Genomic DNA, 20,264 nt, shown 5'->3' on the forward strand with positions numbered 1-20,264 from the left:
GCACCTCACGGCAGCCGGTTCATCAGCGCGGCGGTCTCGCGCTTGTAGGTGCACGCGCTCTGCCCGAACGACTCCCGTACCCGCTCGCGCACCTCGCCGGGCTGTTCCTGGCTGAGTTTGAACATGCCCTCGGCCCCGGTCACCGTGAACCGGAAGGCCCCCACGGCGGGCACGATCTTGCGGAAGTAGCCGAGCGAGTCGCTCATGTCCCAGCCGGTGCCGAACCCCTCCTCGAAGGCGCGCACGGTGGACTGCACCACGCCCAGCGTCTCCTCCGTCGAGGTGATCCTCTCCACCACGCCCCGGACGTGGACCGCGGTGAAGTTCCAGGTCGGGGCCGCCGGCGTCTTGTCGTAGACGGTGGGTGACACATAGGTGTGCGGGCCGGTGAACGTCAGCAGCAGCACGGCGCCCGTCTCCAGCGCCGCCCAGTGCGGGTTGGCCCGGTTCAGGTGCCCGAGCAGCGTGGTCCCCACCAGCTCGCCGCTCCGGTCGCCGGAGGTCTCGGGGTCGAAGATCACCGGCAGGTGGGTGGCGAACGGGCCGTCCTCGGCGCTGCCGTTGGACACCGCGAGCGCCAGCGGATTACCACGGATCAGATCCACCATCCACGAACTTTCCGGTTCGCGATAAAAGCTCGGAACGAACATCCGGAGTCACCTTTCGGCAATTGTCTCGGGGCACGGCAAAGGGGGCAGGACTCACCTGCGGGGAGCCTGCGTCACGCAGAAGCCTTGAGAATCCGCGCCGACCGTACCCCCGTCCCGTCGACGGGACAACGCTTTCGGATATCGAGCACCCGGCGGCGTCGTCGAACCGTCTTCATGCCGCCCTCTAGTTGCCTTTTAGACACTCTCCGGAGAACACTGTACGACGGTCTCTCGAGCCACCGGTCGAGTTTTTCAGACGCAAAGCGGGAGAATTTTCTATGGACATAACGGGTAGGCCCAGCCAAGAAATCTACGACGTGGTCGGTATCGGGTTCGGCCCGTCCAACATGTCGCTCGCGATCGCGCTGGAGGAACACGAAGCGAGCTCTCCGCAGCATTCGATCAAGTGCCACTTCTTCGAGCGGCAGCCCACGTTCGGCTGGCACCGGAACATGCTGCTGCCGTCGACGACGATGCAGATCTCCTTCCTCAAGGACCTGGCGACCTTCAGGAATCCGGCGTCCCGGTACAGCTTCGTCTCGTATCTGCACGCCTCGAACCGGCTGGTGCAGTTCGTGAACAACCAGGACTTCTTCCCGACCCGGCAGGAATTCCACCAGTACCTGGAGTGGGCGGCCGCCGGCCTCGACGACCGGGTCACCTACGGCGCCGAGGTCACCTCCATCCGGCCCGCCACCGGGGCCGGGGCCCCCGCCTCCGACCTCCTGCAGATCGAGGTGCGCACCGGCGACGGCACCACCAGCGTGGTCACCACCCGCAACGTGGTCGTCTCCACGGGCCTGGTTCCGCGCCTGCCCGAGGGCGTCAGCGGTAACGAACGGGTGTGGCACAGCTCGCAGTTCCTGAGCCGCTTCAACGCCTTGGCCCCGGGCGACCTCAAGAGCGTGGCGGTGGTCGGCGCCGGCCAGAGCGCGGCCGAGATCACCCGGTTCCTCTACGACTCGCTGCCGCACGCCGAGGTCAGCGCGGTCATCCCGTCCTACGGCTACTCCGTGGCCGACGACACCCCCTTCGCCAACCAGGTGTTCGACCCCAGCGCCGTCGACCAGTACTACTTCGGCACCGAGCGGGCCCGGGACTCGTTCTGGCGCTACCACCGCAACACCAACTACTCGGTGGTCGACGCGGACGTCATCCGGGCCCTGTACCAGCGCTCGTACGACGAGCAGGTGCGCGGCAGCCAGCGGCTGCACTTCCGCAACCTCACCCGGGTCGCCGAGATCCAGCAGGCCGGCGACACGACGCGGGTTCTCCTGCACTCGCTGCTCGACGACCGCAGGGAGGAACTGGCCGTCGACGCGCTGGTGTTCGCCACCGGCTACGACGGCCTGGACCCGGCCCGCCTGCTCGGCGACTTCGATGAGAACTTCGAGCGCGACGAGGTCGGCAGGCACCGGATCACCCGCGACTACCGCCTCGTCGCCGCATCGGGGCCCGCCTGCGGCGTCTACCTCCAGGGCGGCACCGAGCACAGCCACGGCCTGTCCTCGGCCCTGCTGTCGAACATCGCGGTGCGCAGCGGCGAGATCGCCGACTCCATCGTGCTGCGGCGCGCCGAGCGGGAGCTGGACAGCAGCCGCGCCGTCGAGGTCGCCGACGTCGCCGAGGTCGCGTCCTCGGCCGCCTGAGAAGGCACACCACGGGGGTGGGTTCCGGCTGCTGTCGCCGCAGCACCGCAGCCCACCCCGCGGCGGTTTCACCACGGCGTTTTCACACCGCGCGCCGTTCATACCGTCCGGCGCGGCCCCTTCGTATTCCACTGCCCCTCGAGCCGTCCGCGACCCGTTTTGGAGCGGGGAATGGGATATCCGTCAGGGGAGGAATCCGGTGGTGTCGGAAAAGCGGGAAAGCAGTCGCCTCCGGGGGCGAGTTGACGGGAATCGGTGTTCCGCCGGGCCGCGTCCGCGCGCCATGATGACGGCACAGCCGACGCCCGGGCCGGCAGGTGTTCACCTTCCCAAGAGCCCGCATCCCGGCCAAGTGTTCTCGTGCGGTGTTCAAGCGCATGTCCACCGGTCATCAGGGCCCGGCCCGTGGCCGGCCCCCACCAGAAGGAGTCGTTCCCATGAGCGCCAACTGCCCGGCCGGCTGCCTCGTTGCCCGGCGTGCGAGGTCGTGGTGAGCGCCGGGGTGCACCCGGCGCTGGCCAAGGCCCGGTCCATCGGCGACGCCCTGCCGTGGCTGGCCCGCCACCAGGGCCGCACGGTCGTCATCAAGCTGGGCGGCCACGCCATGGTCGACGAGGACCTGACGGCGGCCTTCGCCCGCGACGTGGTCTTCCTGCGCTACGCGGGGCTGCGGCCCGTGGTGGTGCACGGAGGAGGCCCCCAGATCGATGCCGAGCTCGCACGGCGCGGCCTGGCGCGCGAGTTCAGGGGCGGGCTCAGAGTCACCTCGCCGCCCGCGATGGACGTGGTGCGCATGGTCCTGGCCGGGCAGGTGCAGCGCGAGCTGGTCGGGCTGATCAACCGCTTCGGCCCGCTCGCCGTCGGCATGACCGGCGAGGACGCGGACACCCTGACCGCGGTGCGGCACGTGCCGTGGATCGACGGGGAACCGGTGGACGTCGGCCGGGTCGGCGACATCACCGGCGTGGACACCGGCGCCCTGGACAGCCTGCTGGCCGACGGCCGGATCCCGGTCGTCTCACCGCTCGCGCGCAGCGCCGAGGACGGCGCGGTCTACAACGTCAACGCCGACACCGTGGCAGCGGCACTGGCGGCCGCCCTGCGCGCCGAGGCGCTGGTCATGCTGACCGACGTCGCGGGCCTGTACGCGGGCTGGCCGCACAGTGAGGAGGTCATCGGGCGGCTGACGGCCGGCGAGCTGGAGAAGCTGCTGCCGGAGCTGAGCGAGGGCATGGTCCCCAAGATGACCGGCTGCCTGCACGCCGTGCGCGGCGGCGTGGGCGCGGCCCGGGTCATCGACGGCCGGATCCCGCACGCGGTCCTGCTGCAGATGTTCACCGACGACGGCACCGGCACGGTGATCGTGCCGGACCCGCACGAGGCCGAGGTCCTGGCGTGAACGGCCACCGGCCGCAGCGGTCGTGTCCTGGCGGCCGCCGCCGGGAGGGCGGCACCCGCACGACGACACTCCAGCGAAGGCGAGGGCAGTGCCCGTGACCCACACCCCCTGGTTCCCCCCGCCCGGCGGCCGCGGTGAGGCCCCGCCGTCATCCGCCCCGCCCGGCGGGCGGGGTGAGGCCCCGCCGTCATCCGGCGCGTCCGCCGCGGCCGGCCCGGACGGGGAGGCGGCCGGCTGTCCGGCTGCGTCCCTCCCGCCCCGGGCCCGGCTCGTCCTGCTGGATTCCCGGCCCGGAACCGGCGTGCTGCCCGCGGCGGACGAGCCCGCCGCGCACCTGAGCGTCCTGCCGGCGTACCGGGACACCGCGCCGGCCGAGCCGGCAGGGCAGGCCGCGGTGTCGGGGCCGGGTGATGGCGCCTTGCGGGCGGCGCCGCGCAGTGATCCGCCCGACGCCCTCATCCGCATGCGGTTCGCCGACGCGCTCACCCTCGAACGGGCCGGCGCCGCGTTCGGCGCCGTCGCGCACCCCGGGCCCGGCGAGGCGAGCTGCGACCTTGTCACGCTCACCCTGCAGATTCCCGGCGACGCCGGCGTGCAGACCCTGCGGGCCGTGCTGGCCGCCCTGGACGCGGCGGCGCTGACCCCCGAGTCGCTGACCGTGCACACGCACGAACTCGACGACCTGTTCGCCGCGTTCACCAGCCTGCCCTGAAGCGGCGGGCGGGGCCGTCCCCGGCCCCGCCGGCCCAGGCGCGCGGCACCGTGCCCGGCGGCGGCCGCGGCGGCGGGGTGTCAGGACAGCGTGAGGGTGCAGCACTTGACGCTGCCGCCGGCCTTGAGCAGCTCCCCCAGGCTCACCCCGACCGGGTTGAAGCCGCGTTCCCTGAGCTGGGCGATGAGCCCGGTGGCCGCCTGGGGCAGCAGCACGTTGAGGCCGTCGCTGAAGGCGTTGAGGCCGAACACCGCGGCGTCCTGGGCGCGGGCGAGGATCGCGTTGGGGAACATCTCCCGCAGCACCGCCCGGCTGCCGGGGCTGAAGGCCGCCGGGTAGTACATGACCTCCTCCGGGGAGAGCACCGCCAGCGCCGTGTCCAGGTGGTAGAAGTCGGGGTCGACCAGGGTCAGGCCGGTCACGGGCAGGCCGAAGAACTCCTGGGCCTCGGCGTGCGAGCGGGGGTCGGTGCGAAAGCCGGTGCCGGCCAGCATCCGGCGCCCCACGCGCAGGTAGTCGCCCTCGCCCTCGTTGATGTGCTCGGGCCACAGCAGGTCGGTGAAGCCGTCCTGTGCGAACCAGTCGAGGTAGGCCGGGCCCTCCGCGGTGCGCTGCCGGTGCCGGAACCGGGCGCCGAGCACCTTGCCGTCCACCACGGTGGCGCCGTTGGCGGCGAACACCATGTCCGGCAGGCCCTCGATCGGCTCGATGACCTCGACGCTGTGCCCGAGCGAGAGATACAGCTCCCGCAGCTGCTCCCACTGCAGCAGGGCCGTCCCGGCGTCCGTCGGCTTGTGCGGGTTCATCCACGGGTTGATGCGGTAGGTCACGTCGAAGTACTGCGGGCGGCACATCAGCAGGCGGTGCGCGACCGCCCTGCGTGCCGTGCGGGGAGCCTGTTCGTCGACGGTGTCGGTGTGGGCGGCCACGGCGGGTTCCTCCTTGTGTTCTTCGTGGGAGAGGCGGGGGCGGGCCCGGCCCGGCGGGGTGTGCCGGGCCGGCCGCCCGGGCCCGCGAACGGGCTCTGGTCCGGGCGTGGGGGTGTCGGGCGCGGTGCGCGCCCGCTCCCCCGTGGGTCGACGCGCCCGCCCTCGTCGGGTGACGGCAGGCGGGCGCGGACAGGGAGGTGATGAGCACGGCCACTGTAGGCAGGGGCGCGGCTCCGCGTCCCGTGCGTGGTGCGGAACTTCGAGTTCAGCTGAAGCGGCGTTCCACCTCACGCCACCGGGCGCCGGGCCCAGGGCCCCGGCTGTCCAGGTCAGGTCAGGTCGTCGCGGGTCACCCGGCGGTGCGCGGTGCGCCAGGTGCCGTGGGTGCGGACCAGGACGTCCTGCATGACGCACACGTACAGGACCTTGGAGCTGCTCTGGGGGGGCGTGGTGTGCACCAGGGCCGAGCAGCGGGTGTGCAGGGTCCCCTCGGGCCGGGGATGGACGTCGAGCATGCCGACCCAGTGGTGGAGGCGGGCGCCGGCCTGCCGCAGCCGTGCCGCGCCGGCGCGCTCGTAGCGGGCGAGCCCGGTGCGGGCTGCCACCGGCCCGGGCAGGAAGGGCAGTTCGAGGACGGCGTCCTTGGTGAAGGTGGCCGCCCAGGAGTGGGTGTCGTGTGTGTCCAGGAGCTGCATCTGGTGGGCGTAGAAGTGCTGCGCCTGCGCGTACAGGGCGGCGAACTCCTGGCCGGGCCAGGCGGGTTGGGTGCTGTGCGCCAGCTCGACGGGCATGATCTCAGCCTCCGCTTTTGTCCGTGGCCAGGTCGTGTCCACGGGGGTGGTGAGGGACGCCGGGGGAACCCGCGTGAGGGATCCGGACTCGGCAGGGGCAGTCTCCGCGTCCGGGATCGAGCATCTTTCGCATACCCCTCAAGTGCTGTCGGCGCGGCCCGCTCCGGTGCCCGCCGGGCCCGGCGGTACGGGGCCGGCGGTGGCTGTCCACTGTCCGTCTCAGGCGGCTGCGCGGGGCTGGGGGGCGGGCTCGCGGTGCTGTGCGGGCAGGGCGCGGCGGGCCCGGGTGACCGAGGGGCCGATGGCGGCCGTGCCGGCCAGGAAGAGGGCTGCCAGGGCCAGCCAGCCCAGCGGGCCGTGGCCCACGACCAGGAAGCAGACCAGGGCGGGGCCGAGGGTGGCCTGGATGACCACGTGCAGGTGGAAGGCGCCGAGGTATTCGCCGCGGGCGTGTTCGGGGGCCAGGGCGAAGCCGAGGCCGAAGCCGCTGGCGGACTGCCACAGTTCGGCCAGGGTGAACAGCAGGACCGCGGCGAGGGCGAGCGCGCCGGTGGCGAAGGACTGGGTGAGTGTGCCCGCCGCCAGGACGGCGCAGGCCAGGACGCTCACCAGTCCCGCTCTGCGGCCCGCGGCGACGGCGCCGTCCAGGTTCTCCGAGCCGCGGGCCGCCGCGACCTGGAAGAGGACCACCAGGACGGTGTTGACGGCGAGGATCAGCGGGACGGTGCCGTGCGGCAGCGCGGTGTTCCGGACGATCCACAGCGGGATGCCGGCGAGCAGGACCGCGCTGTGCAGGGCGAGCAGGCTGGAGGCGCCGATGACGGCGAGGAAGGGCAGGTCGCGCAGGACACCGAAGGCTCGGCCGGGGCCGGCGGCGGCCCGGGCACCGGTCACGGGCAGTTTCAGCACCAGGGCGGCCGCCAGCAGGAAGGTCAGGCCGTTGCCGAGCGGGAGCAGGCTCAGGGCGTCCTTGCCCAGGGCGATCAGCGCGGCGGCCGCCAGCGCGCCGGCCGAGAAGCCGGCGTTGAACAGGGAGCGCAGTGCCGCCCGGGCGGTGACGCGTTCCCCCTCGGGGACCAGGTCGGCGATCAGGGCGCCGAAGGCGGGTCCGCAGCCGTATTCCAGGGCGCCGGTGACCACGACCACGGGGAAGTAGGCGGCGGGTGAGTGCACGGCCGGGTAGAGGGCGTAGGCGCCGGCCAGGAGGAGCAGCAGGACGGTGAGCAGGCGCCGGGCGCCCGCCTTGTCGGTCAGGCGGCCGAAGACCAGGCCGGCGGCGAAGCCGCTGAGGCCGGCGAGGGAGAGCCCCAGGCCCACGACGGTGGCGGGCAGGTGGGCGACGGTGACGAAGTAGACCGCGGAGCCGGCCATGAACAGGCCGTTGCCGAGGCTGTCGGCGAAGTGCAGCGCGCCGAGCGTCCTGGCCGGTCCGCGCAGGGACGAGAACGTGCGCTCGATGAACGTTTTCACCATGGTGGGTCCCCTCGTCGTCGGTTGCGGTGCGGTGGCGCCTGCCGGGCGCTCAGGCGGCGTTGCGGGCGGGCGGCGGGAGGCCGGGGGTCCAGGCGGGAGCGACGGCCACCGTGCTGAGGCCGGGCGCGGCCAGGTGGGTGGCGGCGGCGCGGGCCACCTCGTGCGCGCTCAGGGAGCGCAGCCGGTCCTCGTAGCCGGCCGGCCAGGTCGCGGGCAGGCCGCCGGCCAGCACGGCGGCGTAGGTGGAGGCCAGTCCGGAGCGGGAGGAGCAGGCCATCGCCATGGAACCGACGGCGTAGTTCTGGGCGTTGTGCAGTTCGCGGGCGGTGAAGGCGCCCTGTGCCAGGCGCTGGGTCTCCTGGGTGATGAGGGCGAGGGCGAGGGCGGCGCCGTCGTGGCGTACGTCGGCTTCCACGGTCAGTACGGCGCCGGCGCCCAGGGGGTCAAGGACGGCGCGCGGCGCGTAGGCGAGGCCTTCGCGTTCGCGCAGGACGCGGGTGAGGCGGCTGGCGTAGTAGCCGCCGAGCATGAGTACGGCCAGTTGCAGTGCCGGGTAGTCGTGGTGGCCGCGGCCGGGGACCAGGGCGCCCAGGCGCAGCAGGGTCTGCGGGGTGTCGGGGTGCAGGACGGTGGTGCGCGGGCCCGGGGCGGGCGGGCCCGGGGCGGGCGGGGGTGTGCTGGGGGCGGGCGGCGGGCTGGGGTGGGTGGCGCCGGTTTCGGGCAGCAGGGCCAGGGCCTGGGCCAGGAGGTCTTCGGCGGGGCCGGGGCCGACGGTGACGCTGCGGCGGCGGGCGGGGTCCGCGCCGTGCAGCAGGGCCGCGGTGTGCGGGCCCTGGACGTCGGCGCTCTGGGCGGCGGTGGCGGCGCGGCCGTAGGGGTGGGGGCCGTAGACGGCGGTGAGGAAGTGGGTGCGGGCCAGGTGGGCGGGTGCGGTCCTGGCGGCGGTCAGGCGCTCTGCGACGCGGCCGGCGGCCTCGCGTACCCGGCGGGTCTGGTGGGGGCGGCCGGTGTCGAGGCAGTCGCGGATGCGGGCGCAGGCGGCGGTGAGGTCGTCGGCGAAGGTGCGTACGGCGATGACGGCGCGGTCGCTGCGTGTCTCCACCCTTACGGTCGCCAGGTCCGCGGCGGCTTCGGTGAGGGTCTCGCGCAGGGCTTCGGCCAGCACCTCGACCCGGGCCTGGTGCGGGCCGGGGGCCGGGGTCAGCGGGAACAGCAGCCTGGCTTCGGCGAGTTGGCCGGTTCCGGGGCGCCGCAGGGCGACGGCGGTGCCGCGGGCGGTGCTGTTCTCCAGGTGCGGGGGTGCGGTGAAGCAGGGCGTGGGCGTGCGTGTGGGTGCGGGTGTGGGTGTGGGTGTGGGTGTGGTGGGGGTGCTCATGCGGCGGCTCCTGTCCGGCCCGGGGCTGGTGTGCGCGTGGTGGGGGCGGGCAGGCTGGTGATGCGGGCGGCGGGGGCGGTGGCGTAGCGGTGTGCGGCGGCGGCCACCTCGGTGTCGGTGAGGCGGTGCAGGGCGTCGGGCAGGGCGGCCAGGTGGAGCGGGTCGCCGTGGACGGCGGCGCCCACGCACAGCCAGGACGCCTGGCTTGCCACGGAGTCCAGTTCGGCGTGCAGGGCCAGGGCGAGCTGTCTGCGGATGCGGGCCAGGGGTGCGGTGAGCGGCACGGTGCCCCGGGCGATGGCGTGCAGGACGGAGCGCAGGCAGTGTTCGCCCTGGTCGGGGTCGGTGTCGGCGGGGTGGGGGAAGTCCACGGCGAACAGGGCGTCGCGGGCGACGTCGAAGGGGTTGCCGGTGCGGTGGGCGCGGGTGCGGAAGGCGCCCCAGGTGCGCCTGGCCGGGGGGTGGCAGGCGCAGTGGGTGCCGCGGGTTTCCAGCAGTTCGCCGAGCAGGACGGCGGCGAGGTGGGCGCCGGGGTCGGTGGCCGGGTCCGGGGTGCGAAAGCCCAGGGCGGTGCGGGCGGTGCGGGCGATGTGTTCGGTGCGCGTGGCCCGGCGGTCGGCGGTGAGCGGCTGCTCGGGGAGGTGGGTGCGGGTGCGGGCGGTGCGTGGGGGCAGCGGGGACAGGCGCTGGTGCACCAGGTCGCGGGCGTGGGCGGCGTCGAAGTCGCCGACGAGGGCGAGGTGCACGTCGGCGGGTGCGTAGGACTCGTCGAAGAAGTGCCGCAGGGCGGCGGGGTGGAGGTCCTGGAGGGCGTCGATGTCGCCGTATCCGTTGTGCCGGTTGTGCCAGGTGTCGTGGAGCAGGGCGGGCAGGTCGAACAGGACCAGTCCGCCGTGCGGGCGCTGGAGCATGTTGCGGCGTATCTCGGCCTGGACGACGGCGATCTGTGCCGTGACGTGGCCGGCTCCCAGGTCGGGGTCGCTGAGCCTTTCGTGTTCGATGCGCAGTCCCAGGTCCAGTGCGCCGGCCGGCAGGACGGCGGTGTACTGGGTGTAGTCGGCCGCGGTGCGTGCGTTGGTCATGCCGCCGGTGGCGGCCACGGCGTCGGTGAGGGGTCTGCTGCTGGAGGCGCCCTGGGCCAGGACGTGTTCGAGGAGGTGGGCTGCGCCGGCGGCCGGTTCGTTGCGGAATCCGGTGCCGACGTGCAGGCAGGTGGCGACGACCTGGCAGCCGGGCAGCGGCTGCAGCAGGACGCGCAGGCCGTTGTCCAGGCGCAGGGTGGTGGGCTGCTCGCTCATCGGGGCTCCTGGTCCGGCAGGGGTGTGTCGGTGCGCAGTACCGAGTAGAGGATCTGGTCGTGCCAGCGGCCGGCGCGCCACTGGGCGCTGCGCAGGGTGCCCTCGCGGGTGAAGCCGGCTTTTTCCAGGGCTCGTTGTTCGGCGAGGTTGGCGTGGTCGGTCCAGGCCTGGATGCGTTCGGCGCGGGTGTGGGCGAAGAGGTAGCGGGTCAGGTGGTGCTGGGCGGCGGTGCCGGTGCCGCGGCCGCGGCAGGCGGGGAACAGGCCGATGGCGATGGTCCAGCAGGAGGAGGTGTCGGGGCGTCCCCAGGCGGCGGGAAACCATTCGACGCGGCCCGCGGCGGTGCCGTCGGCGGTGACGGTGAGGGTGCCGCCGTCGGGTCCAAGGAGTGCGTTGTCGGCGAAGCGGGCGCGCAGCCGGTGGGCGGGGGTGAATCCGAACCACTGGTGGGGGCCGGTGCCCTCGGGGGTGGTGAACTCCCGCTCGAAGAGGTCGAGGTCGCCGGGGGTGACGGGCCGCAGGGACACCTCGGCGTTCATGGGGTGGGCTCCTTGTGCGGTGTGCGGGGGTGTGCCGCGCCGAGGTGTCCGGCGGGCAGCGGGGCGGGGGCGTCGGTGACCGCGCGCCAGCCGGGGGGTGTCAGTGCGCGGCGCAGGTCGCGGTGGCCGGCCAGCCAGCGGCAGGCGAAGCGCACCAGGTCGCGCAGTGGTACGGCCCGGCACAGGGCGCCTGCGACGCGGGTGGTGGCCAGGGGGCCGGCGGCTGCTTCGTAGGCGGCGCCCAGGGCGTCGAAGTCGCCTTCCCATACGAGGAGTTCGGGTATCTCCTGCCAGTGGGTGCGGCCGGGTGTGCGGGATGTGGGCAGCGCCCACATCCCGGCGCGGCGGCCGGGGTAGGCGGTGGCGTACTCGGCCAGGTGCAGGGCGGTGCATTTGTGCCAGGGGGTGCCGAGCATCAGCACGGTGGCCTTCAGGTCCCACAGCCGGCCCAGGGGGCCGTGGGCGGCGAGCCGCCAGGGGTGCGGGTGGTGGCGCACGATGTGTTCGGCGAGGGGGCCCTGGGCGGTGAAGGAGACGTGGGGGTGGGTGGAGCGGTGGGCGGCGGGCTGGGTGCGCAGGAGTTCGGGCAGGGCGCCCATGGTGCGGGCGGCGGGGGTGCGCCGGGGGTCGAAGGGGGGCATCTGGGCGGCGGTGTCCGGGTCGGCGGCGGCGTGGGCGAGGTCGGGTGCGCGCCAGGTGCGGGGGTGGGACAGCTGGGGGGTGAAGGCGGGCATGACGAGGGTGCCCTGGGGGCCCAGGGTGTCGCGCAGGGCGAGCAGGACGCTGTGGGCGCCGCCGACGACGTAGCCGAAGGAGCTGAGTGAGGTGTGGGCCAGCACGGTGGTGCCGGGGCGGATGCCCAGGGTTTTCAGGCCGTGGGCGAGTGCGGACCTGGTGATGACGTGCCGGGCGGTCATGACGCCGCCTGCGCGGCGGGGGCGGTGGCGGGGGTGGTGGGGGTGAGTTCGTCGGCGGCCGCCGACAGGACCCAGCGGTACCAGGCGCGGATGTTGCCGGGCCGGCTGAGGGGGTGTGCCTCGGAGCGGAAGAACGCCACTTCGCTGCGCACGCCCTGGCGGGCGAGTGCGCGGTGGGTGCGCAGGGTCTCGGTGGGCGGTACGAGGCCGTCGTGCAGTCCGTGCGAGAGCAGTACCCGGGTGCCGGGCCGTACGGGGCGTGCAGTGAGGCTGTTGAGCTGGTAGAGCGGGCGGCGTTCGGTGGGGTCCCCGAATTCGCGGATCCACTGCCAGCCCACGTCGCTGCCCTCGGCGACCTGGGTGAGGTCCAGGGGTGCGCCGTGGGTGACGACCAGGTCGGGGTTGAGGAGTTCGGCGGTGGTCAGGGCCAGGTAGCCGCCGAAGCTGCCGCCCATCAGGGCCAGCGGGGAGTCCAGCAGGCCCTCGGCGGCGCGGACCGCCTCGACCTGGGCGGCGGCGCAGGCGGCACTTCCGCCGCGCCACTGGCGCCAGCCGGTGCGTACGGCGTTGGGGTAGCCGAGGCTCATCGGCGGTTCGACCAGGACGACGGCGAAGCCGCAGGCGACGAACGGCCAGGGGTTCCAGCGCCAGGACCATTCGCTCCAGCTGTTGAACGGGCCGCCGTGGTAGAGGACGACGGTGGCGCGGGGCGGGGTGTCCTTGGGCAGGCACACCCAGCTGGCGACCTCGCCGTGGGTGCCGGGGATGTTCTGGGGCCGGTGGTGCAGGCGGCCCGGCAGCGGTGGCGTGTGGGCGGACACGACGTGTTCGGCGGTGCCGGTGTCCAGGGTGCTCACCTCCAGCGCGGGCGGGGTGCCGGGGGCGGAGGTGAGGACGGCGGCCCGGCCGGTGTGGATGCGGGCGTTCATCACCGACGCCCGCAGGGGCACCGGCCGCCAGGTGGCGTGGTCCAGGTCGTGGACGTACAGGCCGCGGCGGGGTCCCAACTCGGCGGTGCACACCAGCCGGCGCGGTCCGTCCCAGCCCACCGGGCGCTGCCACAGGCCGTTCTCGGCGCTCAGCAGGGCGGGCTGGTGCAGGTGTGCGCCGACCAGGCAGGCGTACTGGGTGACGGGTTCGTTGTCCTTGTGCCGGGTGGTGGCGAGGTAGGCGACCTGCCCGCCGGGGCCCTGGACGGGGTAGCACAGGTCGAGGGTGCCGCAGAACAGTTCACCGGCGGTGTCGCCGTCCTGGGCGTTCAGGGCCAGCAGTCCGAAGTTGCGGACGCCGTGGCGGTGGTGGCGCTGGGCTCCCAGGAGCAGGGTGGCCGCTGTGGCCCAGGCCGCCTCGCCGGTGAGGGCGAGGCCTTCGGGGACGGCGGGGGTGAGCCGGTGCGGGGCGCTGCCGTCCAGCGGCAGCAGGTGCAGGTGCCAGTCGCCCTGGGGCTGTTTGGCGTGGCTGAGGGTCATGTCGCTGCCCTGGGCCCAGACGGCGTCGGAGCCCGTCAGCAGGCCCTGGGGGTGTTCTCCGGGCCCGCCGAAGGTGGTGGTGGTGACGGCGATGCAGGTGCCGTCCGGGCGGGGGGCGAGGGCGGCCACCTGTCCCTGGACGCTCAGCAGGACCTGTTCCCCGGCGCCGTCGGCCCGGCGCCGCACCACCAGGGTGCGTCCCTGCTCGCGGCGCACGCACACGTAGCCGCCCGGCACGGGAAGCGCCTTTGTGCCCCAGGGCATCGTCCAGGTGTGTTCCCAGCTGCCGTCCGGGCGGCGCCGGTAGTGCAGCAGGTGCGGCTGCTCGGCGCCGTGCCGGGTGGGGACGTCCACGCGCAGCAGCAGTCCGTCGTCGCCGTGGGCGGCCACCTCGGTGGGGCGTGGTTCGGTGCACAGCGCTTCGGCCAGCGCTTCGGCCGGCGCCAAAGGGGTGGGGGGCGGCGGGGTGGGGGTCATCGGGCTGCCGCCGCCGGGGCGTGCAGGAGCCGGGCGATCAGGGTGAGGTCGAAGGCTGCGGCCAGGCGGGCGGCTTCGGCGCTGTCGCGCAAGCCGCGTTCCAGCGCGCACAGCCGGTACTCGTGGTCCGATCCGGCCTGCCACAGTTCGCGCAGCAGGGCGTGCCGGTGTGCGGTGGGGGCGGGCTGCGCGCCGGGCGGCAGCAGCAGCCGCAGGCAGTGCTCCTCCAGTTCGTCCAGGGTGGTGCCGGTGACTGCTTCGGCGGGCAGGTCCTGGTAGACGAGGCGGCCGGGCGGCAGGCGGAAGGTGCGGGCCAGGAGCCGTTCGTCGGTGCTCCAGGCGGTGGTGGCCTCGGTGGCGCGGGCCAGCTGGGCGTCGGGGCGGGGGGCGGGGGCGAAGCCGGCGGCGCCAAGGACCTGCCCCGCGGTGGCGGTAGCGCCGACGGCGGTGGTGGTGGTGGCCAGGCGCAGGGCGTAGGCGCGGTGCCGGTCGGGGAAGTCGGCGGCGAACAGCTGCAGGCAGGCCAGGGCGAGGCGGGCGCTGACGGCGGAGCCGGGCTTGAGGGGGCGGTGTTCGAAGTCCCATTCCCGGCCGTAGGAGCTGGGCCAGGCGTCGGCGGTGCCGGCGGCGGCGGGGGGCGGTACGGGGTGGGCGGCCAGGGTGTCCAGGGCGTGGCGGGCGTCGCGGGTCTTGATGTCGCCGTGCCGGGCCAGGTGGTCCAGGAGCAGGTCCATGGCGGCGCGGTCGGCTCCGGCGGTGTGGCGCAGTCCCGCGGCGGAGCGCTGGGTGAAGTGCAGGCGGGCGGCCGCCTGTTCGAGGCGGGTGGCCTGGCCGGTGTCCAGGTGCTGTGTGCTGAGCAGTTCGGTCAGGGCGTGCCGTATGCAGACCATCGCCTCGGTCAGGCGGCGGGCGCCGGCGCTGTCGTCGGTGTGCAGGACGGCGACGTCGGCGTCGGCGTTCAGGCGTCCGGCGCGGGCCTCGGCGTACACGTGGCCCAGGCCCTGCATGCCGAAGCCGGCCAGTTCGGCGGCGCGCAGCGCGCCGAGGCTGGCGGTGCCGGTGACGTGGACGCCGCGGGCGAGCTGGGCGAGGATCTCCTTGTGCCGGACGGGCGCGAAGTGCTGGTAGACGCCGTCCACGATCAGTATCTGGTCGCCGGGGCGCAGGCACAGGTCGAAGAGGTCGCCGTGGCGTACGGGCGGCCGGTATTCGAAGGGTCCTGCGGGCCGTTGGGGCGGGGGCAGGGTCGGGCCGACGAAGGCGATGCGGCGGGGGGTCACGCGAAGCTCCTGCTGGCGAGGGACTGCGGGCGGGGGTGCTGGAGGGTGAGTCCCAGGCCCGGTGCGAAGATCTGGACGACGGCGGGCCACGGCTGCCGGCCGGGGGTGAGGTCGACGGCGATCACGGGCCGGCCGGTGGTGCGGTGCACGGCGGTGACCAGGTTTTCCAGTGTCCGGCCGAGCGTGGCGCAGGGCCGGGGTGTGTGCGGCATCGCTTCGGTGCGCCGTGGTGTGGGGCGGGGCCGGCCGGGCGGGGCGGCCAGGCGGCGGTAGGTCCATTCGGGGATGTCGTCGCGTCCGCCGCTGATGGCGGAGCCGCGGCTCTGGACGGCTTCCAGCAGGGCCCGTTCGGCGGCGGTCGCCGGGTCGGTGTGGCAGCCGGAGCCGGCGAATATCTGCCACATCTCGGGCTGGGTGAGCCAGCAGGTGTAGGCCCAGGTTCCGGGTACGGAGGGGATGCGTTCCAGGGTGACGTCGGCTCCGGCGGCGTGGATGCGGGCGATGACCGCGCCGAGGCGTTCTCCGACGGTGTCCAGGTCGGTGGCGGTCGCGTCGCCGTCGCGCAGCCGGGCCAGGGCGTCTCGTTCGACGGCTTCGAGCAGTCCGTGGAGTGCGGCTTCGACGTGGTCGTTGCCGGAGGCGAGGCCGTTGGTGGTGGTGACGAAGGTGGCCGGCTGCCAGCGGTCGGCGGCCCAGCCGCGCAGTCCGACCGCGGCGGCCGGGACCAGGGCGGGCCGGCCCGCTGCCAGGTCCCAGCCCGGGGTCCAGTCAAGGACGGTGCGCTGGTCGGCCAGTGACACGGGGTGCAGGGACAGCTCGCCGACCTCGTAGCCGGGGGTGAGCGCGCGGGCGCTGTCGCGGGTGACGCGGGCGGGGCGGGCCTGTTCGGCGACGGCGACCTCGAGGGATTCCATGACGGCGGAGATGCGGGCGGCGTCGGGTGAGATGCCTTTGCCGGCGCTGGCGACCAGGGTGGCGGCGGCGGGCCTGATCGCCGTCCACACCGGGACGTCGAGGATGTCCAGGCCGGTGAGGTCGGCGACCCGGGTGATGCCGCGGGCGGACAGCTGCGGGGCGAGGCGGGCCCAGGTGTCGTCGAGGGCGGTGGTGCGCAGGGTTCCCTCGGTGACGGCCGCGGGTCCCCCGCCGCTCATCCAGGGGGCGCGGCGGGCGCCCTGGCGCCATGTCACCGGTGTTCCCTGCGCAGGGTGACGGCGGCCCGCGTCACCGCTTGTTCGTCCACGGCGGCGAGGTGGGCGAGCAGGGCTGCGCGCAGCAGTTCGGTGCGCTGGTTGAGGGTGTGCCGGTGGTGGTGGTCGTGCAGGGCCTTGAAGGCCGGGTCGCCGAGGAAGCCGGCGAGGATCACCTCGGCGAGGTTGTGCGCGGTGGGTTCCTCGACGGTGATGGCGACGTGGATGGAGTTGCCCTGGCGTGCGGTGGCGTAGTGCGGGGTGCCGTGCGGCATGTACAGCACGTCGCCCGGGCGCAGCGTCATCTCGATGCGGTGTTCGTCGGGGATGGGCCCCTCGTGCAGGGTGGAGTCGCTGGTGGAGGTCTCGTCGATGCGGCCCACCACCCAGTCCTTGACGCCGGCGACCTGCATGATGAAGACGTGTGCGCCGTCGGTGTGGGCCTGCATGGCGGTCTTGCCGGGCGGGCTGAGGAAGACGAAGGACTCCAGGCCGCCGCTGAAGTGGGGCTCCAGGGCCTTGACCAGGGTGCGGATGCGCGGGTGCCAGTGCTCGGCCTGGTTGAACTTGAAGGTGGCGCCGGCCGCGAAGTCCTGGCGGATGCGTTCGGGTTCGATGTAGCCGGGCAGCTCGTGGCCCACGACGCGGCGCTTGCGGGTCATGTCGCTGATCGCGGTGCGCACGCCCTCGTTGAAGACGGTGAAGTAGGGGCGGGACAGCAGGCCGCACTCGGCCTCGTCCCACATCTCCTGCTCGGTGATGAGCCGGCCGAGGTCGCTGTGCGCGCGCAGCAGGACGGGCTGGTTGGCCCAGTGGTCGCGGAAGAAGGCGTCGGTGTCGCCGACCAGGTGCTCCAGACGGGTGGGCACCACGTCGTACCCGGACGCGTCGTGCCCGGCGGACGGGTCGTGCCCGGTGGGCGCCGGGGCGTAACTGGCGGACGGGTCCTGCCCGTTGGGCGCCGGGTCGTGGCCGTTGGGCGCCGGGGCGTGTCCGGTGGGCGGGTCCTGTCCGGTGGGCGCCGGGGCGTAACTGGCGGACGGGTCCTGCCCGTTGGGCGCCGGGTCGTGGCCGTTGGGCGCCGGGGCGTGTCCGGTGGGCGGGGCCGGGGCAATCTCGTGGATCTCGGTGGTCGTGGTGGTCATCAGCCGATCGCCTCCCGCATCGTCTCGAGCGCCGTGCGCGCCCAGCGGTCGCCGTCCAGTGTCTTGGCCTGCTCGGTCAGGGCCGAGCGGACCTCGCTGGTGCGGGCCGGGAGCCGGCGGGTGTGGAAGTGGTGCACGAGGTTGTCCTCGTCGTCCAGGAACCGCCGCAGGAGCGCGTCGGCCAGGTCCTCGGGGGTCGGCTCGGTGAGCGTGAACGTCAGGTGCAGGGAGTCACCGCCGACGGCGACGGCGTCGTGCGGCCAGCCGTGCGGCAGATACAGCACGTCGCCCGGTTCCAGGGTGAAGACGTGGGTGGGGCGGGCGGCGTCCACGTCCAGGCCCGCCGACGCGCCGATCTGGCCGGGCTCCGCGTACAGGTGCCACTGCTTGCGGCCTTCGAGCTGGATGACCAGGACGTGGGCGGCGTCCCGGTGGGGAAGCATGCCGCGCGACTCCTGGGGCGTCCAGAAGATGTAGGAGTTGGCCGCCACGGGCAGGAGTTGCTCCAGCCGGCGTGCGATGTCGCGGGTGGGCCGGTGCCAGTCCGCCACCTGGTTGAGCTTGAGGGAGGCGCCGTCCGCCATGAGACGGGCCACGGCCCGCGGGTCGGCGAATCCGCCGACCTTGTGCCCGATCACGTCCCGCTTGGCCGTGTAGGAGGACACGGTGGGCACTTCCCCGTGCTTGAGCAGGGTGAAGTAGGGCCACTTGAGGAGACTGGCGTCGAGCAGGCGCCGGATGCCGTCGCAGGTGAGCAGGCCCGCGGGATCCAGGGCCTGCTTCTCGACGCGGTGCGAGACGCCCCAGGCGGCGTCCCCGAACAGCCTGCCGGTCAGGGCGGCAGGCCAAGGAGTGGCTGTGGTCATGCGGATGCCAACCTTCCCGGTCCGTGGCGCCCGGGAGCCGAGCGCTCCCGGGCAACCCCCTGCGTGGTGCTGTCAGGCCTCGTTGATCTGGCTGAGGACCGTCATGGGGGCGTCCGCGGCCTCCTCGTTGTTACTGAGGACGGCGGCCTTCTCCGGGTCGAGGATGCCCTCGCCCGCGAGACGGGACTCGGCCGGAGAAGCAACGGCGTCGGTCTCGTTCAGGGACTGGAATACGTCACGGAGAGCCATGCGAAACCTCCTTCAGAACCACTGCCGTTCAGTGGCCGTTCCCCGAGGCAACAGCAGCGCCCTTGCAACGCACCAGTGCGGCCCTCGCGCCGGGCTGGAGCCCGGCCGATACGGGCCGATACACGGACGGTGCGGGCCCGGTACCCCCGGTGCCGCCGGTGCCGGTACCCCGGTGCCGCCGGTGGCCGGGCGCGGGGCAGGGACCGGGGGCCGGGGTGCGGCGCCGGCGGCCCGGGGCCGGGACTGGAACCGGGGCCGGGGCAGGGACCGAGGCCGGGGGCAGGGTGCGGCGTCGGCGGGCCGGGGCGGGGCTGGAGCCGGGGGCGGGGCCGGGGCGGGGGCCGGGGTGCGGCGTCGGCGGGCCGGGGCCGGGCTGGAGCCGGGGGCGGGGGCGGGGTGCAGGTGGGGGTCAGATGCCGTCCTGGGTCCGCTCGCCGGCGCGGGATCGTGCCGCGGCCGCCGGCGGCACGGCGTGCGCCGGTGCCGGTGCGCCGAACAGCGGGCGCGGCATGCCGGCGGAGCGCGCACTGCCCTGTGCCACCGCGTCCTTGAGCGCGCCGGCGAACACGTCGATGTCCTCGGCGCGGCTGTCGGGGTGGAGCGAGGCGCGGACGGCGGTGACGATGCCGCGCCCGGGCAGGTACAGCGGCATCTGCGCGGCGACCGTCTTCCATACGGTGACTCCGCGGTCGGCGAGGCGGCGGCGCACCAGGTGGGCCGGCAGGTCCTCGTGCCGGAAGGTGACGATGGCGCACTGGACCCGGCCGGAGGCGATGAGTTCGGTGCCGGCGGTGTCCTGCACGGCGGCCCGCAGCCGGGACCCCAGTTCCCCGGATACGGGTGCGGGTGGGGGTGCGGGCCGGTCGAGGGCGGTGTTCAGCGCGGCGACGGCGGCGCCGTGCGGCGGCGCGAGGGTCAGGCCGCCGCACGGGGCCAGTGCCTGGCGCAGCCGCGGCGCGGTATGGGCGAACCCGACGCGCTGCGGGCCGCGCAGGAAACGCCAGCCGTCGCCGGTGAGCAGGTGGCAGCCGATGCGGGTGACGTCCACGGGCAGCTGCCCCACGGCGTAGGAGGCGTCGACGGCGTACAGGCACCGGTAGGGGGCCAGGAGGCGGCCCACGTCCTCGACGGGGTTGACGGTGCCGCAGCCCGGAGCCACGTGGGGGACGCAGACCAGGGCGACGTCGTCGTCGATGTGCTGCGCCATCCACTCCAGGTCCAGGTCCCCGTCGGGGCGCAGCGGTACGACCTCCAGGCGGCAGCGGGTGCGGGCGCGCAGGGCGTAGAGGGCGGCGAGGTGGGCGGCCGACTCGTAGGGGGTCGTCCAGATGCGGTCGCGCGGGCCGAGCGGGAGCCGGGAGACGACGGCGGTGAACGCGTCGGCGGCGCCGGTGCACACGGCGGTGTCGCCGGCCGGCGCGCCGAGCAGGGCGCCCAGCCGTTCGTGGACCTGCCCGTGCAGGACGCCGTCGAGGTGTTCCTCCAGCTCCAGGGGCCCGTACCGGTCCTCGAAGCGGGTCCATCGGGTGAGGACCCCAAGGACGGCCGCGGGCATGCGGCCGACGCCGGCCGCGTTCAGATGGACCCTTCGCTCACCGTGGGACATCGCGTTCACTTCCGGTCCTCCCCCGTCACCACAACAATTGAGGCAATGTGTTGCCTCATGCTTGGCAATACATTGCCTACACGGGAGGGGAATTGGCAACATGGGCTCCGGCGGCGCTCTAGCGGACGGGGCCCGCCGGCCCCCGGAGTCAGCCGCTTCTGGCTTCCTTTTCCAGGGTTTGCCGAGCGTTGCCAAAGGACCCGCAATTGTGCCCAGGATGTGCGTCTTCGCAGCTCACAGGCAGTTTTCT

Annotated in this window: 18 protein-coding genes; 3 read left to right on the plus strand and 15 right to left on the minus strand. The window is 74.1% G+C overall.

Features of this window, described 5'->3' with window-relative positions:
• Positions 1-5: 5 nt before the first annotated feature.
• Positions 6-650, minus strand: a complete 645-nt coding sequence (locus AC069T_RS26280) for an FMN-binding negative transcriptional regulator (protein WP_478785077.1) — start codon at positions 648-650, stop codon at positions 6-8.
• 278 nt (positions 651-928) lie between these two features.
• Between AC069T_RS26280 and AC069T_RS26285 the strand changes: the two genes are divergently transcribed.
• From AC069T_RS26285 to AC069T_RS26295, 3 genes are all read left to right on the plus strand, one after another.
• Positions 929-2,299, plus strand: a complete 1,371-nt coding sequence (locus tag AC069T_RS26285) for a lysine N(6)-hydroxylase/L-ornithine N(5)-oxygenase family protein (protein WP_478785078.1) — start codon at positions 929-931, stop codon at positions 2,297-2,299.
• Positions 2,300-2,789: 490 nt separating this feature from the next.
• A complete protein-coding gene (argB, locus tag AC069T_RS26290; protein WP_478785079.1) occupies positions 2,790-3,698 on the plus strand; it encodes an acetylglutamate kinase in 909 nt (302 codons plus the stop codon).
• A gap of 301 nt (positions 3,699-3,999) precedes the next feature.
• Entirely contained in the window at positions 4,000-4,410 is a 411-nt protein-coding gene (locus tag AC069T_RS26295; protein WP_478785080.1) for a hypothetical protein, read from the plus strand.
• Between the two features lie 80 nt (positions 4,411-4,490).
• Here the strand turns inward: AC069T_RS26295 and ddaH are convergent, their stop codons facing one another.
• From ddaH to AC069T_RS26365, 14 genes are all read right to left on the minus strand, one after another.
• Positions 4,491-5,339, minus strand: coding sequence for a dimethylargininase (gene ddaH / locus AC069T_RS26300; protein ID WP_478785081.1), 849 nt, complete (start codon positions 5,337-5,339; stop codon positions 4,491-4,493).
• A gap of 329 nt (positions 5,340-5,668) precedes the next feature.
• Positions 5,669-6,130, minus strand: coding sequence for a nuclear transport factor 2 family protein (locus tag AC069T_RS26305; RefSeq protein WP_478785082.1), 462 nt, complete (start codon positions 6,128-6,130; stop codon positions 5,669-5,671).
• A 219-nt stretch (positions 6,131-6,349) separates the two neighbouring features.
• Positions 6,350-7,603, minus strand: a complete 1,254-nt coding sequence (locus AC069T_RS26310) for an MFS transporter (RefSeq protein WP_478785083.1) — start codon at positions 7,601-7,603, stop codon at positions 6,350-6,352.
• Between the two features lie 49 nt (positions 7,604-7,652).
• A complete protein-coding gene (locus tag AC069T_RS26315; RefSeq protein WP_478785084.1) occupies positions 7,653-8,978 on the minus strand; it encodes a M16 family metallopeptidase in 1,326 nt (441 codons plus the stop codon).
• Positions 8,975-10,276 carry a M16 family metallopeptidase gene (locus AC069T_RS26320; protein WP_478785085.1) on the minus strand — a complete coding sequence of 434 codons (1,302 nt, stop codon included), beginning with the start codon at positions 10,274-10,276 and terminating at the stop codon, positions 8,975-8,977. Before AC069T_RS26320 ends, AC069T_RS26315 begins: the two co-directional genes overlap by 4 nt.
• Positions 10,273-10,815, minus strand: a complete 543-nt coding sequence (locus AC069T_RS26325) for a GNAT family N-acetyltransferase (protein ID WP_478785086.1) — start codon at positions 10,813-10,815, stop codon at positions 10,273-10,275. The genes AC069T_RS26320 and AC069T_RS26325 overlap by 4 nt, the downstream gene beginning before the upstream one ends.
• Entirely contained in the window at positions 10,812-11,732 is a 921-nt protein-coding gene (locus tag AC069T_RS26330; RefSeq protein ID WP_478785087.1) for an AAC(3) family N-acetyltransferase, read from the minus strand. The genes AC069T_RS26325 and AC069T_RS26330 overlap by 4 nt, the downstream gene beginning before the upstream one ends.
• The gene (locus tag AC069T_RS26335; RefSeq protein ID WP_478785088.1) at positions 11,729-13,678 is read right to left on the minus strand and encodes an alpha/beta hydrolase family protein; all 1,950 of its coding nucleotides are present in this window, start codon (positions 13,676-13,678) and stop codon (positions 11,729-11,731) included. Before AC069T_RS26335 ends, AC069T_RS26330 begins: the two co-directional genes overlap by 4 nt.
• Positions 13,675-14,958, minus strand: coding sequence for a TfuA-like protein (locus tag AC069T_RS26340; RefSeq protein WP_478785089.1), 1,284 nt, complete (start codon positions 14,956-14,958; stop codon positions 13,675-13,677). The genes AC069T_RS26335 and AC069T_RS26340 overlap by 4 nt, the downstream gene beginning before the upstream one ends.
• Entirely contained in the window at positions 14,955-16,148 is a 1,194-nt protein-coding gene (locus tag AC069T_RS26345) for a YcaO-like family protein (RefSeq protein ID WP_478785090.1), read from the minus strand. The genes AC069T_RS26340 and AC069T_RS26345 overlap by 4 nt, the downstream gene beginning before the upstream one ends.
• Positions 16,145-17,293 (minus strand): JmjC domain-containing protein, encoded by a 1,149-nt coding sequence (locus AC069T_RS26350; protein WP_478785091.1) that lies wholly within the window; start codon positions 17,291-17,293, stop codon positions 16,145-16,147. The genes AC069T_RS26345 and AC069T_RS26350 overlap by 4 nt, the downstream gene beginning before the upstream one ends.
• Positions 17,293-18,159, minus strand: coding sequence for a JmjC domain-containing protein (locus AC069T_RS26355; RefSeq protein WP_478785092.1), 867 nt, complete (start codon positions 18,157-18,159; stop codon positions 17,293-17,295). Before AC069T_RS26355 ends, AC069T_RS26350 begins: the two co-directional genes overlap by 1 nt.
• A 72-nt stretch (positions 18,160-18,231) precedes the next feature.
• Positions 18,232-18,408, minus strand: a complete 177-nt coding sequence (locus AC069T_RS26360) for a hypothetical protein (RefSeq protein WP_476755052.1) — start codon at positions 18,406-18,408, stop codon at positions 18,232-18,234.
• Positions 18,409-18,817: 409 nt separating this feature from the next.
• Positions 18,818-20,014 carry an aminotransferase class V-fold PLP-dependent enzyme gene (locus tag AC069T_RS26365; protein ID WP_478785102.1) on the minus strand — a complete coding sequence of 399 codons (1,197 nt, stop codon included), beginning with the start codon at positions 20,012-20,014 and terminating at the stop codon, positions 18,818-18,820.
• Positions 20,015-20,264 lie beyond the last annotated feature (250 nt).

This window comes from Streptomyces sp. NPDC043867, from assembly GCF_056435845.1.

Coding starts and splice junctions, on each gene's coding strand:
- AC069T_RS26315 (WP_478785084.1), bottom strand. CDS start 8,978: ATGAGCACCCCCACCACACCCACACCCACACCCACACCCGCACCCACA.
- AC069T_RS26320 (WP_478785085.1), bottom strand. CDS start 10,276: ATGAGCGAGCAGCCCACCACCCTGCGCCTGGACAACGGCCTGCGCGTC.
- AC069T_RS26350 (WP_478785091.1), bottom strand. CDS start 17,293: ATGACCACCACGACCACCGAGATCCACGAGATTGCCCCGGCCCCGCCC.
- AC069T_RS26305 (WP_478785082.1), bottom strand. CDS start 6,130: ATGCCCGTCGAGCTGGCGCACAGCACCCAACCCGCCTGGCCCGGCCAG.
- AC069T_RS26330 (WP_478785087.1), bottom strand. CDS start 11,732: ATGACCGCCCGGCACGTCATCACCAGGTCCGCACTCGCCCACGGCCTG.
- AC069T_RS26360 (WP_476755052.1), bottom strand. CDS start 18,408: ATGGCTCTCCGTGACGTATTCCAGTCCCTGAACGAGACCGACGCCGTT.
- AC069T_RS26285 (WP_478785078.1), top strand. CDS start 929: ATGGACATAACGGGTAGGCCCAGCCAAGAAATCTACGACGTGGTCGGT.
- AC069T_RS26335 (WP_478785088.1), bottom strand. CDS start 13,678: ATGACCCCCACCCCGCCGCCCCCCACCCCTTTGGCGCCGGCCGAAGCG.
- AC069T_RS26325 (WP_478785086.1), bottom strand. CDS start 10,815: ATGAACGCCGAGGTGTCCCTGCGGCCCGTCACCCCCGGCGACCTCGAC.
- AC069T_RS26310 (WP_478785083.1), bottom strand. CDS start 7,603: ATGGTGAAAACGTTCATCGAGCGCACGTTCTCGTCCCTGCGCGGACCG.
- AC069T_RS26365 (WP_478785102.1), bottom strand. CDS start 20,014: ATGTCCCACGGTGAGCGAAGGGTCCATCTGAACGCGGCCGGCGTCGGC.
- AC069T_RS26280 (WP_478785077.1), bottom strand. CDS start 650: ATGTTCGTTCCGAGCTTTTATCGCGAACCGGAAAGTTCGTGGATGGTG.
- AC069T_RS26355 (WP_478785092.1), bottom strand. CDS start 18,159: ATGACCACAGCCACTCCTTGGCCTGCCGCCCTGACCGGCAGGCTGTTC.